The organism is Hymenobacter properus (genome assembly GCF_015694735.1).
GTDB lineage: Bacteria > Bacteroidota > Bacteroidia > Cytophagales > Hymenobacteraceae > Hymenobacter > Hymenobacter properus.
This window is the reverse complement of the sequence record NZ_JADQDP010000006.1, coordinates 157,416-172,166: the sequence shown is the minus strand read 5'-3', so window position 1 is coordinate 172,166 and position 14,751 is coordinate 157,416. Positions and strand designations below refer to the sequence as shown.

Sequence of the window (14,751 nt, the reverse complement as noted above, 5' to 3'; positions counted from 1 at the left end):
ACCTTCTCCCGTCAGAAAGCCTAACGGGAGAAGGTCCTTCGCGGCGCTCAGGATGACAGACGGTTTCATTAATTGCGTGACAACCTCGCTGACCGTTTTTTCACCCATGGCTTCCCGCTTTTACGTCCCGCTCGCAGCTTTGCTTCTGCTTGCCCTGCCTAGCTGCTTCAGCAACAACCGCCACCAGGGGCAGCGCCTCTATGCACAGCACTGCGCCTCCTGCCACGGCGACAAGGGCCAGGGCCTGGCCCGCCTGATTCCGCCCCTGGCCGGCTCCGACTACCTCGCCGACCACCGCGCCGAGCTGCCCTGCCTGCTGCGCCACGGGCAGAACGAGGTGATTGTGGTGAATGGCGTGGGCTACCACAACATCATGCCCGGCAACCCAAGCCTGAGCCCGGCCCAGCTCACCAACCTGCTGAACTACGTGGAAAGCCACTGGGGCAACGAGGCGGCCCCGCGCACCATCCGCGACGTGCAAGCGCAGCTGGACAAGTGTCCGTGAGGAAGTAGTAATGAACGCTATGCCGAGCGCAGCCGAGGCCGCTCGCGTGAGGTAGTAATCCAATCAGCAGGTCTACTACCCCACGCGAGCGGCCTCGGCTGCGCTCGGCATGACCGTCCTTCTGCTTTTTGTCCTGCTCCTCCCCCACATTTTACCCGCTCAAAACCCGTTTTTAGACGTAGATTGCGCTTCCAATTCACCTGCTTGCTTATTCGATTATGGGCCTGTTTGACTTCCTGAAAAATAAACCTGCCGAAACCCCGGCTACCCCCACTCCCGCCCCCGCCACCCCGAACGCTGCCCCAGCCGCTACGCCGGCCGATAAGCCCAGCAGCGGCCCTCGCTACCAGGGCTCCAAGTACGTGGCCCCGCCCGAGCCCGCCGCGCCCGCCCCGCCCGTGTACCAGATTCCGGAGCCCCAGCCCCTGCCCTTCGAGCCCGAAAACGTGCTGGAGCAACTCCTGCTGCTGGCCGCTACCGACGAGCAGGCCCGTCCGGCCTTCTACCAGGCGCTGTTGCAGGAAGAAATTCTGATGATTCTGGCCCCGATGGAAGGCATTGAGCCCGGCGAGGTAACCCTCAGCGAAGGCCAGGAAATCCAGCTGCAGGTGCTGAACGACGGCAAGCTGCCCATCTTCAGCTCGACGGCACGCCTCACCGATGGCGGCGTTGATAACGGTCCGGTGCCTTACGTGCGCATCCCCGGCCACGCGTTTTTCCAGATGATTCAGGGCCAGGACTGCGTGCTGAACCCTTTCTCGCCCGCCGGCAAGCTCCTGCCCAAGGAGGAGTTGGCAGCCCTGCTCAACGGCCAGCTTACGGGCCCGCTCTCGCCTGCAGGCGGCGACGCGCAGGTAATGCTCAGCCAGCCAGCCGAGTACCCGCAGGCCATTGCCGACGGCGTGGCCGCCTGGGCCGCCGCCCAGCCCCACATCGAAGCCGCTTACCTGGCCCAGATGCAGCTCGCCAACAACCCCGACGTGCCGCGCCTGCTGCTGGCCTTCATCAGCCAGAACCCCGACCCCAGCTTCATGCAGGAACTCGGCCCCGTGCTCGAGGGCAAAACCGATGTGTACCAGTTCGTGGATTTGATGCTGCTGGATATGAACTCGGAAGAAGGTGTGAACCCGTATTTCCGCACGGTTGAGCCGTTTTATCAGAAGGGCTAAGCAATAGGCTGCTTCGGCATGGCTTTCTAGTAACGTCATGCAGAGCGCAGCGAAGCATCTCGCGTGCAGCAGTAACTATTACTGTTGGAACCACGCGAGCGAGATGCTTCGCCACGCTCTGCATGACGTTCTTTTTATTCTTTCACCCCCTTTAGCCTACCTTCCATTCATGAAACTCGTCGTCGCCCTTCTGGCCCTCGCGCCCTTTGCTGCCTTCGCCCAAAAGCCCGCCCCGCTCCTGCCCCCCGCCGACCCCGCCATTCAAAAGCTGGTGGATGAGATTTCGGCTAAAAACCTGGAGGCCGACATTCGCAAGCTGGTTTCTTTCGGCACGCGCCACACGCTGAGCGACACGCAGAGCCCCACGCGCGGCATTGGCGCGGCCCGCAACTGGGTGCGCGATGAATTCCTGAAATACAGCAAAGCCGGCGGCGGGCGCATGACCGTGGAGATGGACACCTTCACGGTGAAGCCCGACGGCCGCCGCATCAATAAACCGGTGCTGATGGCCAACGTGCTGGCCACCCTGCCCGGCACCGACCCAACAGATACCCGCGTCATCCTGGTGAGCGGGCACATCGACTCGCGGGTGAGCGACGTGATGAACGCCACGGCCGACGCGCCCGGCGCCAACGACGACGGCTCGGGCACGGTGCTGGTGATGGAGCTGGCCCGCGTGCTGGCCGGCCAGAAGTTTCCGTGCACGCTCAAGTTTGTAGCTGTGCAGGGCGAAGAGCAGGGCCTCTACGGCTCGGGCCACCTGGCCGAGCGCGCCAAGAAGGAAGGCTGGAACCTGGTGGCCATGCTCAACAACGACATCGTGGGCAACTCGCACGGCTTCGACCCCGAGATAAACGACGCCACGCAGGTGCGGGTATTCAGCGAAGGCGTACCGGCCAACGAAACGGCCGAGCAAGCCAAAATCCGCCGCCAGCTCAGCTCCGAGAACGATGCGCCCAGCCGCCAGTTGGCCCGCTTCATTCAGCGCACGGCCCAGCTCTATGGGCGCGGCCACAAGGTGGCGCTGGAGTACCGCCCCGACCGTTTCCTGCGCGGCGGCGACCACACACCTTTCAACCAGCAAGGCTTTGCGGCGGTGCGCTTCACCGAGATGAACGAGGACTTCACCCACCAGCACCAGGACCTGCGCACCGAAAAAGGCCGCGCCTACGGCGACCTGCCCGAGGGTGTGGACTATGCCTACCTGCGCCGCAACGCCGGCATCAACCTCGCCACCATGGCCGCGCTGGCCAAAGCGCCCGCCGCGCCGGCCAAGGTCGAAGTCCTCACCGCCAACCTCACCAACCGCACCGAGCTGCGCTGGCAGGCTCCTGCCGCCGGCCCCAAGCCCAGCGGCTACGTGGTGCTGGTGCGCGAAACCAGCGCGCCGCAGTGGCAGCAGCGCTACCCGGTGGCGGGCCTCACGGCCGACCTGCCCATCAGCAAGGACAACTTTATTTTCGGCGTGGCCAGCATTGATGCCGCCGGGCACGAGAGCGTGGCCGTGCTGCCGGTGGTGGGGCGGTAATTTTTTTAGGCGTCAATCAGCCAATCGAACAACCGTTTTAATGAGTTTGACGGGTCGTTTTTGCGGGCGCATCGCCTTTATCTGTTTGGCTATGTTGCCTTTGCTGGCACGTGCGCAATGCGATTATTCACACTGGGTAAGTGTGTGGCCCGGCCCCTACCCCACAGTCATTCAGCCCAAACAGGTATTTCTGTTTTCCGGCAATGCTTTGGGCGGAGCGCAGTCGTTGGCAGCCCGGTTGCAACAGTTTGGCAGTGGCATTCACGTGTATCTATGGTCGGCCCACGATTCCGTCGATTTGGTCGTGCTGGACCGTTTGGTTTTCACAGAATCCGCTGACGTTGAATCGCACACGCAGGTACTGCTTACCCCCAGCCGGCCCTTGCTTGGGGGCACGGAATATGAGATGCGGGCTTTTCAAGGCCATGAGAATCTGTTTTACCTTTTCAGCCCCGGCCGCTTAGCCCCTGGCCAGAAGCGTGCTACTGCTTACCGCTGGAAAACAAGCTCTACTCCCGATACCTTGGCCCCACGCTGGGTGGCTACACCGGTGGTGAAAGAAAAAAAGTACGAAGCCAACAGCGAAGGTCTGGATAATTATGTACTGTTTTCCATGCCGTTGCGCGACAGCACGCGGTGCCTGGTCAAAGCCACCGTCCGGCATGTGCAGGGTGGCGAATCGGTTACCACTTACATCGTTCCGTGGCAAAATCAGTTGGGCGTAGGCTGGTTTACCTGCGGCGGCGCCGTGCATTTTAAATCGGAAGAAGAATACACCGTCCTTTTCGAGGCCATTGATACCGCCGGCAACCGGGCTTCCGCCAGTGGCACGCCGATTCGGTTCCGAGCCCCTAAACGGGTGGCGTGTTGCTGGGGCAACTGAGAAGCGCCCGATTGTAATGCCCGACGCCGCGTAGCGATACACCTCCCGAAACTTCACCAACCCCAACCGCCATGTCACTGCTTACCATTGTTCTCATTATCGTTGCCTTGCTTCTTTCCGGCATCCGCGTGGCGCAGGAGTATGAGCGGGCCATTGTGTTTCGGCTGGGCCGGTTTGTGGGCACGCGGGGGCCGGGGCTGTACTGGATAATTCCCTTCATCGAGCGCCAGCAAACCATTGATATTCGCACGAAAACGGTGGATTTGGAGCAGCAGGAAACCATCACCAAAGACAGCGTGACCATCAAGGTGAATGCCGTGCTGTGGTTTCGGGTGGTTAATCCGGCCGATGCCATTATCAAGGTGGCCAATTTCAACCAGGCGGTGTACCAGCTGTCGGTCACGGCCTTGCGCAACATCATTGGCCAGCACCAGCTAGATGAGATGCTGCGAGAGCGCCAGCAAATCAACGCCGCGCTGCTGCAGATTGTGGACGCGGCCACCGAGAATTGGGGCGTGAGCGTGGAACTGGTCGAAATCAAGGACGTGGAAATTCCGGAGTCTATGCAGCGGGCCATGGCGCGCGAAGCGGAGGCCATTCGGGAGAAGCGTGCCCGCATCATCAAGGCCGAGGCCGAGCTAGAAGCCTCCATCAAGCTCACGCAGGGCGCCAAGCAGATGGAAGAAAGCCCTATTGCCCTGGAGCTGCGCCGCATGCAGATGCTATCGGAAATCGGCATCGATAACAACACGACGACGGTGGTGCTCATCCCATCAGAATTCACGAACGCCGCCAAGAGCTTCACCCAGATGGTGACGCAAGACAAAGCGGAGTAGCACAAGCCCCACGGCTGGCGCTACCAACAGCCGCCCCGCGCTTTGCCGCAGGGCGGCTGTTTTGCTGAAAGTGCTTCAGCATAAGTTAATAGTAGTATTAGGACATACTGTTATTTCCAACGACATTCACGGCGCAACCCTCTTTCATCTTGCTTCCATCCAAACACTGCGCTCATGAAACACCCTGTACTCCTGCTACTGGCCGCCACCCTCAGCGCCTTCTCGGCCCGCGCCCAATGGAGCGCCAACCCCGGCCAAAATCTGGCCATTCGCGACGTGGCCGGCACGAGCGAGGTCACGCCCCGCATTTCGCCTGCCCCGAATGGCGGCACCTGGGTGGCGTGGTTTGAAACCGTGGCCACCACCAACTACCAGATGCGCCTGCAGTTGCTCGACGCCAACGGCCGGGCCCAGCTGGGCGCCGCGGGCCTGCTGGTGAGCAACAACCCGCAGAGCTCAGCCCTGTACCGCTACGACCTCAAAACCGACAACCTGGGCAACGCCATCCTGGCGTTTCAGGACACGCGCTCGGGCGGCAACCAGTGCGTGGCGTATAAGATTTCGCCCACCGGGCAGCAGCTGTGGGGCGCCAATGGCATACCGCTGCTGGATGCCGCGGCCACCTCCGGCCTGTCGCCCGCCATCGGCATCACCGCCGGCAACAACGTGGTGATAGGCTGGAACGCCAGCGGCACCGCCAGTGCCACGCGCGGCACCAAGGCCGTGCCGCTGGTGAAGTACTCGCCCGCGGGCGTGGCCATGTGGACTGCACCCGTAGCCATCGAAGCCCCCTCGCGGCGCTTCAGCCGGCCCAGCATCGTGTCTGTGCCAGCCTCCGAGGACGTGGTGGTGCAGTACGTGGAGGAAACGGGCTCGGGCCAGGGCGTGTCGACGACGTATGCGCAGCGCTACAACGCCAGCGGCGCACCCGTGTGGACGGCCCCGGTGCGGGTGAGCGACAAAACCATCGGCTTCGCGGCCTTTCCGGAAATAACGCCCGACGGCAGCGGCGGCTTCTTCGCGCTGCTGAATTCCGGCAACCCGGCCAACGCCAACCTGGGCGACATGTACGCCCAGCGCGTGCTGGCCGACGGCAGCCTGCCCTGGGGCGCCACGGGCACCGAAATTCTGGCTGGCACGGCCACGGCCCGCATCGGCGGCTCGCTGCAATACGTGGCGGCCCGCAACGAGGTATGGGCCGTGGTGAACGAGCTTAACAGCACCCAAAGCAACTCGGGCTTCACGGTGCAGCGGCTGGCGGCGGCCACGGGGGCGGTGCAGCTGGGCACCGGCGGCGCGCCCGTGCAGGCGCTGGGCACCAGCTACTATTCGGCCCAAAGCCTGCGAGATACCGGCACCGGCCTCATCATCGTTTACACCGAAAACCTCAACGCGGCGGGCACCACCCAGGCGCTGTGGGCCGCCAAGGTGAACTACCAGGGCCAGTCGGCTTTCCCCACGGGCAGCGGCTTCATCATGCTCAGCAGCGTGGCCAGCGGCAAACAGAACTACGCCACCCTGCCCTACGCCAATAACCAGCTAGTGACCGTGTGGGCCGACCAGCGCGTGGACAGCGGCATCTACGCCCAAAGCATCGGCGACAACGGCGCCTTGGGCGTGCTGGCGGCTCGTGGCGCCGTGGAAGCGCGCCCCCTGGCCCTCAGCTCCAACCCCGGCACGGCCCCGGCCCTGCACCTCAGCCTGCCCCACCCCCAGTTGCTCACGGTGCAGGTGCGCGACCTCACCGGCCGCCTGGTGCACCAGCAAGCCGCCCCTGCCACGGGCGAAGCTGTGGTGCTACTGGCTGCGCCCGAGCTGGCCGCCGGGGTCTACTTCGTCGAAACCACGGTGGCCGGGCAGCCCTGGCGCGGACGTTGGGTGAAGCCGTAGCGGCTGCGCTGTAGTTCAACTCGAAAAAGCCCCGCAGGAAAGCCTGTGGGGCGTTTTCGGGTGAATGGCCTGGCCATTTGCATGCTGATGATAAACCAGTACGTGCGGTAGCCGTTCAGCTATTGTTCCGCTGGGCAGGGCAGCGTCGGGCTGCGTTGGCCAGGCGGAACATCTGCCGCCTATGAAAATCCTTCTCACCGGCGCCACCGGCTACATTGGCCAACGCCTGCTGCCGCTGCTGGCCTCCGCGGGCCACGACGTGGTGTGCCTAGTGCGCGACCCGCGCCGTTTTGCGCTGGCCGATATTCTGCCCGAAGACCTGCAAAGCCGCGTTACAGTGGCGCAGGGCGATTTGCTTAAGCCCGATTCGCTGGCCGACGTGCCCACCGACATTGATGCCGCTTACTACCTGGTGCATTCCATGAGCGGCGGCAGCGCCAACTTCTTTCAGCTGGAGCAGCAGTCGGCGCACAATTTCACGCAGTTGCTGGACACTACCACGGCGCGGCAAGTCATCTACCTCTCCGGCATTGCCAACGACAAAGGCCTGAGCAAGCACCTGCGCTCGCGCCACGCCGTGGAAGACGTGCTAAGTGGGGCCCAAAAAGCCAGGCTCACGGTGCTGCGCGCCAGCATTATCATCGGTTCGGGTTCGGCGTCGTTCGAGATTATTCGGGATTTGGTGGAGAAGCTGCCGGTGATGGTGACGCCGCGCTGGCTGAATTCGCACTGCCAACCCATTGGCATCCGCGACATCATGTTCTACCTCACGGCCGTGCTCGACAACGAAGCCTGCTTCGGCCGGGCTTTCGACGTGGGCGGGCCCGACGTGCTCACCTACCGCGACATGCTGCTGGGCCTGGCCGCCGAGCGCGGCTACCGACGCTGGATAGTGACGGTGCCCGTGCTCACGCCGCGGCTGTCGTCGTGGTGGCTGTACCTGGTCACGAGCACCACGTTTTCGCTGGCCCAAAGCTTGGTGGAAAGCTTGAAAAACGACACCGTGTGCGACCCCGCCAAGAGCATCGGCTGGGTAATTCCGCATGATTGCATGAGCTACCGCGCCGCGCTGGCCCTGGCCTTCCAGCGCATCGAGCAAAACGAAGTGGTGAGCAGTTGGAGCGACGCCATCAGCAGCGGCACCCTGCGCCAGAACTACATGGATGCCATCCAGATTCCGAAAAACGGCATGTTCTTCGACCGGCAGTTTGTGCCCTTCACGCGGCCGGTGGCCGAGGTGCTGGACAACATCTGGCGCATCGGCGGCGACCGGGGGTGGTACAAAACCGACTGGCTCTGGCAGATTCGGGGGCTGATGGACAAGGCCGTGGGCGGGCCGGGCCTGCGCCGGGGCCGGCGCTCGCCCTCGCGCCTGCGCGCCGGCGACCCGCTAGATTTCTGGCGGGTGCTGGTGGCCGACAAGCCCGGCCGCCGCCTGCTGCTCTACGCCGAGATGAAGCTGCCCGGCGAGGCCTGGCTGCAGTTCCGCATCGTGGACCAGGAAGACGGCACCCACGCCCTGGAGCAGTTGGCCGCCTACCGTCCGCGCGGGCTGGCGGGGCGGCTGTATTGGTACTCGGTGCTGCCTTTCCATGGCATCATTTTCAAAGGGATGGCCCGCAATATTGTGGCCTATCGGGAGCCGGCAGCAACTCCCGCAACCACGTCGCCGCAGCCAGACAAACCAACATAATTGGCAGAATCCCATAAGTCTAAATAAATCAGTGTTAACCATTGTTTATCAAGGCTATTCAGGAATTAACCTGTAATAGCAAAGTCCGAAGATTGCAGAAATCAGCTTGCATTTGCTGGTATTGAGCGGATAGGTTTAGGCGTCGCTATCCACGGTGCCGCTCAACCCGACTTCGCATGCAAATCCCTTACACGCCGGGGCAAGACTACTACACGCCGTTTTACCTGCTGGCCACGCTCACCAACGTGCTGCTTTTGCTGTGGGAAGGACGGCGGCGCGGTTTTCCGCTGCGCCCCTGGCTGACGATGGTGGCGGCCAGCAGCCTGGCGCTCATTATCGGTACCAAGCTCGTCACCCATCCGGTGGGCGCATGGTTCACCCTACTGTTCGCGAATGCGCCTGCCGACACGGCGCGCTCCATTCTGGGCGGCGGGCTGGCGGCCGTGCTGGCGGTGCTTGTTTTGCGGCGCTGGCTGGGGCTGAGCTGGGCGGTGCTCGATGCCTTGGCCTTGCCGTTGTGCGCGGCGCTGGTAGTGCAGTGCGTGGGCTGCGTGCTTACCGGCTGCTGCTTTGGCGAGCCCACTGCGGCCCCCTGGGGCCTGACTTATGCAGCCGGCACGCCGCCGTGGTGGGCGCAGGTACAGGCGGGATTGCTGCCGTGCACGGCGCCCCAAAGCTTGCCGGTGGTGCCCACGCAATTGCTGGCCCTGTTGCTGTGCGCGGCCGTGGGCGGCGTGCTGCTGGTCACGCGGCACCGGCGCTGGCCGGTGGGTTCGTGGCTGCTGCTGCAAACGGGCCTGTTGCTGCTGGGCCGCTTTGGGCAGGTGTTCTGGCGCGATGCGGCCAGCGAGCCCGTGGCCGGCGCTACGCACACCGGGCCGGGCGGGCCCTGGCTGGAACTGCAGCTCTGGCTGTTGCCGCTGGCGCTCCTGGCCTTGGGCATTTGGAGTTGGCGTGTGCGGCGGCACGAGGCCGCTGGAGGCACCGCCGCCGCCCCGGCCACACCAGCACCCGATTCCAGCCGCTCGCTGCTGGTGGTGCTCAGTATGCTGGCGCTCACGGCGGTGCTCGGGCCACAGGTGCTCACGCTGCCAGAGGTACTGGTGGTGCGGGCGCTCCTGCTAGCGGTGCTGGTGGCCGAAGCCGGGGCCAGGCTAGCCACGCTGCACCGCTGGGCGCCCCGGCTTGCGGGTATGCCGCTGGTGGGGCTGCTGGCCGGCGTGCTGGTATTTGGCACTGCCCAGCAAACACCGCCTGCTACCGCCGAGGATGCCAATTCCCAGGCCAGCCGCACCACCATCGTGACCGGCGGCGTGCTGGGCAACTACCACGAGAGCGAGCAGAGCATCCTATCGAGTAACTCGGGGTGCGGGGGCAGCCAGCGGCTGGCGCTGCAGCAGCAAGTGTACGCCGCTGGAGGTGAAATAGCCATGGAAAAGGCCGAACCTGCCGGCAACACCACCACTTGGGGCGGGGGCCTTTGGGTGGGCCAGCAAAACATTGATGCCCAGACCGTGCCTATTCCCAACGGGTCGACGCCTATTCTGGGCCAGCCTGAGTCGTTCAAGGAAGTTCTGGTCGATGCGCACATCTACCGCGAAGTGCACCGGCAGCACTCCTGGTTCAACCTGGACAGCCGCGTAGGCCTGCACGTGGGCAGCTTGGGCTACTTCAGCTACTTCGGCAGCGGAGAAACCCGCAAAAGCACCCCCATCATACCCGAATTCATGACGAGAATGAGCCTGCCATCCGGCGTGCTGTTTGGCCAGGCCGACCTGTGCTATGGGGCCGAGAATGCCCTGGGTTCCTATACCACACGCTACGGGCTGGGTTCAAACCTGGGCCTTTCGACCGGCACCAGCGTGCTGGTGGGCTACGCCAACTCGCCGCACCAGCCCAGCCCTTCCCTGGGCTTTGTGAGCGCCCAGCTGCGCCTGCCCGGCCGCACCGGCCTGGTGCTGGAACCCTACTACGCCACGGACCTGGGCCGGCACAACAAATTCAGTATCAAGCTTAATTACCGGATTGGCCATTAGGCCGTGGCCTGCTCATCTCATGAAACACTGCTTCTCATCTATCGGGCCCTGCGTGCTGTTGTGCTGCGGCATCGCAGTACAAAGCGTTCAGGCGCAAACCTCTGCGCCCGTCCCCAAAAAATTGGACAAGCGAAATTTCCTGCTGTTTGAAAGCGGCTACACCGCCGGTCGATTCGCGCACAGTACCCTCGATTATCGACCAAAAATCGACCTGCTTGGTGGTACGAGCCCGCCCCGAATCGGGCAACCGGTGGAACATCGGTTCGATGGGGTGCTTTTCGGGGCCGCTTTTGAGCAGGAATACCACCGGACCGACCTCAACCGAACCACGCGTGTACTGGCCGGCCTCGACCTGTTGGCCGCTTCCGACCGGCTCACCATTGGCGACGGGCGGCGGGCCAATCTTGCGTTGGGGGCCCTGCACCCGCACCTGGCGTTTGGCCTGACCACTAAAAACTGGCAGCTCAGTGGTGGGGGCGGTGTGCTGGTGGGCCGGGTCGGGTACTACGGCGCTACCAGGTCAGGCTATGTTACTTCCTCTACCGTGGTCGATACCGTGACGGCGGTGCCCACGTTTCAAATCCGGGTGGGCTGGCGCAACTGGGTGCTGGTCGAAAATGGCTACGGGACCAATGGCTTGTTCGGATTGGCCAACCCCGCGTGGCAAACCGGCATCGGTACAGGGTTTGGGCCGCACAGCCCAGTGGCCATACTAGTCGGCGTCACCACGCCCGAATCGGCTGACTTCAAACGGGAAGAGTCCGACTTTGGCTACCTCCGGGTAGAAACGAGTCCGGCCGCTAGCCGGTGGCGTGCCAGCGGGTTCATCACATTTGGCTCCGCATCCTATGGGCGGCTGGGGGTGCAGGCGTCTTACCGGTTGCCACTGCAAGCAACCGGGCCAGCGTCGCGGCTCTAAGCTCAGCGCCCACTGCATAAGTCGCCGCTCCGCCGCGCCCTACCCAAACACCGGCACCACGCGTCCGTCTTCCACCTTCAGCGCGGCGTCGTACTTCTTGCCGGTTTTGGCCGAAATGAAGCCCTTGATGACGCTGGTTTCGCCCTTGCGCAGCAGCTGCTTGAGCTGGGTTTCGGTGAGCTGCTTGCCGCCCCACTCGAAAGCCACCCGAAACTGGCAGTCTTCGCGGAAGCGCGAGCAGCCGTAGGCCGCTTTGCCCTTGAGCATGGTGCCGAGCTTGCACACCGGGCACGGAATCAGGCCCGAGTCGGGTGCGGCGCCGGGCTTGCTCTCGGCCACCTGCAGCAGCAGGGGCTGGAAGTTGGTATCAAGGCCGATGGCGGCGTCGAACTTCTGCCCATCGGCGCCAATGAACCCTTTCATCACGGGCGTGCGCCCCTTGGCCAATAAGGCTTTCACCTGCGGGTCGCTCAGCTTTTTGCCGTGCAGCTCGGCCGGCAGGCGGAATTGGCAGCCCTCGCGGAAGCGCACACAGCCGAAGGCGGTTTTGCCGCGCACCACATGCCCGGTTTTGCAGGCCGGGCAGTAGCCCAGGCCGTTGGCGCCGGGCAGCGTGGCCGGGCCGTGGGGCGTGGCGGGGCGGCCGCCAGTCATGCCCGCCGGCACTTTGCTGCCGCCGGCCGCGGCCGAAGTCTTCGCCTGCTGCACCGCCAGCTCGGCGCTGCCCGAGGTGACCATGCGGCCGCGCCCGTCGTTCTTCACTTCGGCCACCATTTCCTTCACCAACCCTGACAGCTCGCCCAAAAAGCCTTCCGACGACAGCTCGCCGCGCTCAATCTGGCGCAGCTTGTGTTCCCATTGGCCCGTGAGCTCCGCCGATTTCAGCGTGGGGTTGCGAATCAGGCCAATCAGCTCGATGCCCGTGGGCGTGGGCACAATGCGCTTTTTCTCGCGCCGGATGTAGTTGCGCTTGAACAGCGTTTCGATGATGGCGGCGCGGGTGCTGGGGCGGCCGATGCCGTTTTCCTTCATGGCCTGCCGCATTTCCTCGTCGTCGATGTTGCGGCCGGCGGTTTCCATGCCGCGCAGAAGCGTGGCCTCGGTGTAGTCCTTGGGCGGCTGGGTCATCTTGCTTTCCAGGCGCGGGTCGTGCGGGCCGCTCTCGCCCTTCACGAAGTTGGGCAGCACCGTCGAAACGGCGTCATCGTCTGCTTCGGCGGCCGCACCGGCGGCACCCGGGGCGGGCGCTGGTTTGGGAGCGGCCTGCTGGGTGGGGTCGCCGTACACCACGCGCCAGCCGGGGTTCAGAATCTGGCGGCCGCGCACGCGGAAGGGACGCTCGGCCGCTTCGGCCAGCACGGTGGTGTTGCTCACCTCGCAATCGGGGTAGAAAGCGGCGATGAAGCGGCGTGCGATGATGTCGTACACGCTGGTTTCCATGCCGCCGCCAGGGCCGGCCGCACCGGTCGGGATGATGGCGTGGTGGTCGGTCACCTTGTTGTTGTTGAAGACCTTGGGCGTCTTCGGAATCTTAGTAGCCAGCAGCGGCGCCGTCAGTGCGTCGTAGCCGATGCCGCGCAGAATGCCGGGAATCTTGGCGTACTGGTCGTCGGGCAGAAAGGTGGTGTCGACGCGCGGGTAGCTCACGGCCTTCTTCTCGTACAGGGCCTGCACGATTTTGAGCGTGTCTTCTGCTGATAAACCGAGTTGGTTATTGCACTGCACCTGCAGCGAAGTCAGGTCGAACAGGCGCGGCGGTGATTCACGGCCTTTTTTGATTTCCACATCCGTGACGCGCAGCGGGGCCGGGCGCACGGCCTCGAGGGCGGCACGAGCTTCCTCCTCGGTCACGAAGTAGCCCAGGGCGCGCAGGCGGCTCTTGGTGTCAGGCGCAGCATCGGCGTCTTTGGCTTTATCGGGCGCGGCCATGTGGCTGAACAGCGTGCCCCGGTATTCGGTCTTCAGCACCCAGTAGGGTTCGGGCTTGAAGTTCTGGATTTCGTGCCAGCGCTCCACCAGCAGGGCCAGCGTGGGCGTTTGCACCCGGCCAATGCTCAGCAGCTGTTTGTCCTGGTAGGTGGTGTATTTCAGCGTGAACAGGCGCGTGGCGTTGAGGCCCAGCAGCCAGTCGCCCACGGCGCGGCTCTTGCCGGCCTGGTACAGCGAGTCGAACTCCTTGGCGTCGCGCAGGTTGGCAAAGCCCTGCCGGATGGCCTCCTCCGTCAGCGAGGAAATCCAGAGGCGCTTCACGGGCTTGCGGCACTTGGCCTCCTGCAGCACCCAGCGCTGAATCACCTCCCCTTCCTGCCCGGCGTCGCCGCAGTTGATGACTTCCGTTGCCTCGTCTACCAGCTTTTTGATGGTGTGGAACTGCTTCACCACGCCCTCGTCGCGCCGCATGAGCTTGATGCCGAACTTGTCGGGTATCATGGGCAGGTTGTGCAGGCTCCAGCGCTTCCACTCGGGCTGGTAGTCGTCGGGCTCCTTGAGCTGGCAGAAGTGGCCAAAAGTCCAGGTCACCTGATAGCCGTTGCCTTCCATATAACCGTCCAGGCGGCGGGTGGCGCCCAGCACATTGGCAATTTCACGGGCGACGCTGGGTTTTTCGGCAATGCAAACTATCACGGAATTCTAAGCTGGTTTTGGGGCTGCGCCAACAGTTTTTCGGCGTAGAGAATCAACAAAAATACAAGGTAAAAAGGTCGTTTTCGCGGCATGGTTGTAACATAAGCTTTAGCTTGTGACGAGCGGAGCGAGTTTGATATCTCCTACCAATTGAGCTCCCTGCGCTTAATACAAGCCAATGCTTATGCTATTCCCATGATTTACCAAAAACAACTCCGCTTGCCCGCAATGCGGCGCGGCTTCCACCTCATCACCGACCTCGTGCTGCGCGAGTTGCCCGAACTGCACCAGGTGCGGGCCGGCCTGCTGCATGTATTCATCCAGCACACCTCGGCCAGCCTGAGCATTAATGAAAATGCTGACCCCACGGTGCGGCACGACTTTGAGCAGTTTTTCAGCCGCCTGGCGCCCGAAAATGCCCCCTACTTTCGCCACAACTCGGAAGGCCCCGACGACATGCCGGCCCACCTGAAGGCGGCGCTGCTGGGCAGCAGCGTGAGCATCCCGGTCACAAACGGGCGGTTGGCGCTGGGCACCTGGCAGGGCATCTACCTGGGCGAGCACCGCGAGCACGGCGGCCGCCGCTCGTTGCTGCTCACGCTGCTGGGCGAATGAAACGCACAGGGGCGTGCCACGGCCAGTCAGGAATGAAAGCGTTTGGGGCACG

11 protein-coding genes are annotated in these 14,751 nt (G+C 63.6%); 10 read left to right on the top strand and 1 reads right to left on the bottom strand.

The window, feature by feature from the left end:
* Positions 1-106 precede the first annotated feature (106 nt).
* From I2I01_RS21270 to I2I01_RS21230, 9 genes are all read left to right on the top strand, one after another.
* A complete protein-coding gene (locus tag I2I01_RS21270) occupies positions 107-505 on the top strand; it encodes a c-type cytochrome (RefSeq protein WP_196288538.1) in 399 nt (132 codons plus the stop codon).
* 218 nt (positions 506-723) lie between these two features.
* Positions 724-1,674, top strand: a complete 951-nt coding sequence (locus tag I2I01_RS21265; protein ID WP_196288537.1) for an enhanced serine sensitivity protein SseB C-terminal domain-containing protein — start codon at positions 724-726, stop codon at positions 1,672-1,674.
* 169 nt (positions 1,675-1,843) lie between these two features.
* On the top strand, positions 1,844-3,202 hold the full coding sequence (locus I2I01_RS21260; protein WP_196288536.1) for a M20/M25/M40 family metallo-hydrolase: 1,359 nt from the start codon (positions 1,844-1,846) through the stop codon (positions 3,200-3,202).
* 40 nt (positions 3,203-3,242) lie between these two features.
* Positions 3,243-4,085 (top strand): hypothetical protein, encoded by an 843-nt coding sequence (locus I2I01_RS21255; RefSeq protein ID WP_196288535.1) that lies wholly within the window; start codon positions 3,243-3,245, stop codon positions 4,083-4,085.
* A 71-nt stretch (positions 4,086-4,156) separates the two neighbouring features.
* On the top strand, positions 4,157-4,921 hold the full coding sequence (locus I2I01_RS21250; protein ID WP_196288534.1) for a slipin family protein: 765 nt from the start codon (positions 4,157-4,159) through the stop codon (positions 4,919-4,921).
* A 174-nt stretch (positions 4,922-5,095) separates the two neighbouring features.
* Entirely contained in the window at positions 5,096-6,811 is a 1,716-nt protein-coding gene (locus I2I01_RS21245) for a T9SS type A sorting domain-containing protein (RefSeq protein WP_196288533.1), read from the top strand.
* 181 nt (positions 6,812-6,992) lie between these two features.
* The gene (locus tag I2I01_RS21240; protein ID WP_196288532.1) at positions 6,993-8,504 is read left to right on the top strand and encodes an SDR family oxidoreductase; all 1,512 of its coding nucleotides are present in this window, start codon (positions 6,993-6,995) and stop codon (positions 8,502-8,504) included.
* Positions 8,505-8,680: 176 nt separating this feature from the next.
* On the top strand, positions 8,681-10,540 hold the full coding sequence (locus I2I01_RS21235) for a prolipoprotein diacylglyceryl transferase family protein (protein ID WP_196288531.1): 1,860 nt from the start codon (positions 8,681-8,683) through the stop codon (positions 10,538-10,540).
* 121 nt (positions 10,541-10,661) lie between these two features.
* Positions 10,662-11,459 carry a hypothetical protein gene (locus I2I01_RS21230; protein ID WP_196288530.1) on the top strand — a complete coding sequence of 266 codons (798 nt, stop codon included), beginning with the start codon at positions 10,662-10,664 and terminating at the stop codon, positions 11,457-11,459.
* Between the two features lie 39 nt (positions 11,460-11,498).
* Here the strand turns inward: I2I01_RS21230 and I2I01_RS21225 are convergent, their stop codons facing one another.
* Positions 11,499-14,084 (bottom strand): type IA DNA topoisomerase, encoded by a 2,586-nt coding sequence (locus I2I01_RS21225; RefSeq protein ID WP_196288529.1) that lies wholly within the window; start codon positions 14,082-14,084, stop codon positions 11,499-11,501.
* Between the two features lie 195 nt (positions 14,085-14,279).
* Here I2I01_RS21225 and I2I01_RS21220 point away from each other — a divergent pair, with 195 nt between their 5' ends.
* Complete coding sequence (locus tag I2I01_RS21220) at positions 14,280-14,699, top strand: secondary thiamine-phosphate synthase enzyme YjbQ (protein ID WP_196288528.1); 420 nt, start codon at positions 14,280-14,282, stop codon at positions 14,697-14,699.
* The last annotated feature ends 52 nt before the right edge of the window (positions 14,700-14,751 follow it).

What these genes read in the sequence shown, in the direction of transcription:
- I2I01_RS21270 (WP_196288538.1), top strand. Translation starts at nt 107, where the DNA reads ATGGCTTCCCGCTTTTACGTCCCGCTCGCAGCTTTGCTTCTGCTTGCC.
- I2I01_RS21265 (WP_196288537.1), top strand. Translation starts at nt 724, where the DNA reads ATGGGCCTGTTTGACTTCCTGAAAAATAAACCTGCCGAAACCCCGGCT.
- I2I01_RS21260 (WP_196288536.1), top strand. Translation starts at nt 1,844, where the DNA reads ATGAAACTCGTCGTCGCCCTTCTGGCCCTCGCGCCCTTTGCTGCCTTC.
- I2I01_RS21255 (WP_196288535.1), top strand. Translation starts at nt 3,243, where the DNA reads ATGAGTTTGACGGGTCGTTTTTGCGGGCGCATCGCCTTTATCTGTTTG.
- I2I01_RS21250 (WP_196288534.1), top strand. Translation starts at nt 4,157, where the DNA reads ATGTCACTGCTTACCATTGTTCTCATTATCGTTGCCTTGCTTCTTTCC.
- I2I01_RS21245 (WP_196288533.1), top strand. Translation starts at nt 5,096, where the DNA reads ATGAAACACCCTGTACTCCTGCTACTGGCCGCCACCCTCAGCGCCTTC.
- I2I01_RS21240 (WP_196288532.1), top strand. Translation starts at nt 6,993, where the DNA reads ATGAAAATCCTTCTCACCGGCGCCACCGGCTACATTGGCCAACGCCTG.
- I2I01_RS21235 (WP_196288531.1), top strand. Translation starts at nt 8,681, where the DNA reads ATGCAAATCCCTTACACGCCGGGGCAAGACTACTACACGCCGTTTTAC.
- I2I01_RS21220 (WP_196288528.1), top strand. Translation starts at nt 14,280, where the DNA reads ATGATTTACCAAAAACAACTCCGCTTGCCCGCAATGCGGCGCGGCTTC.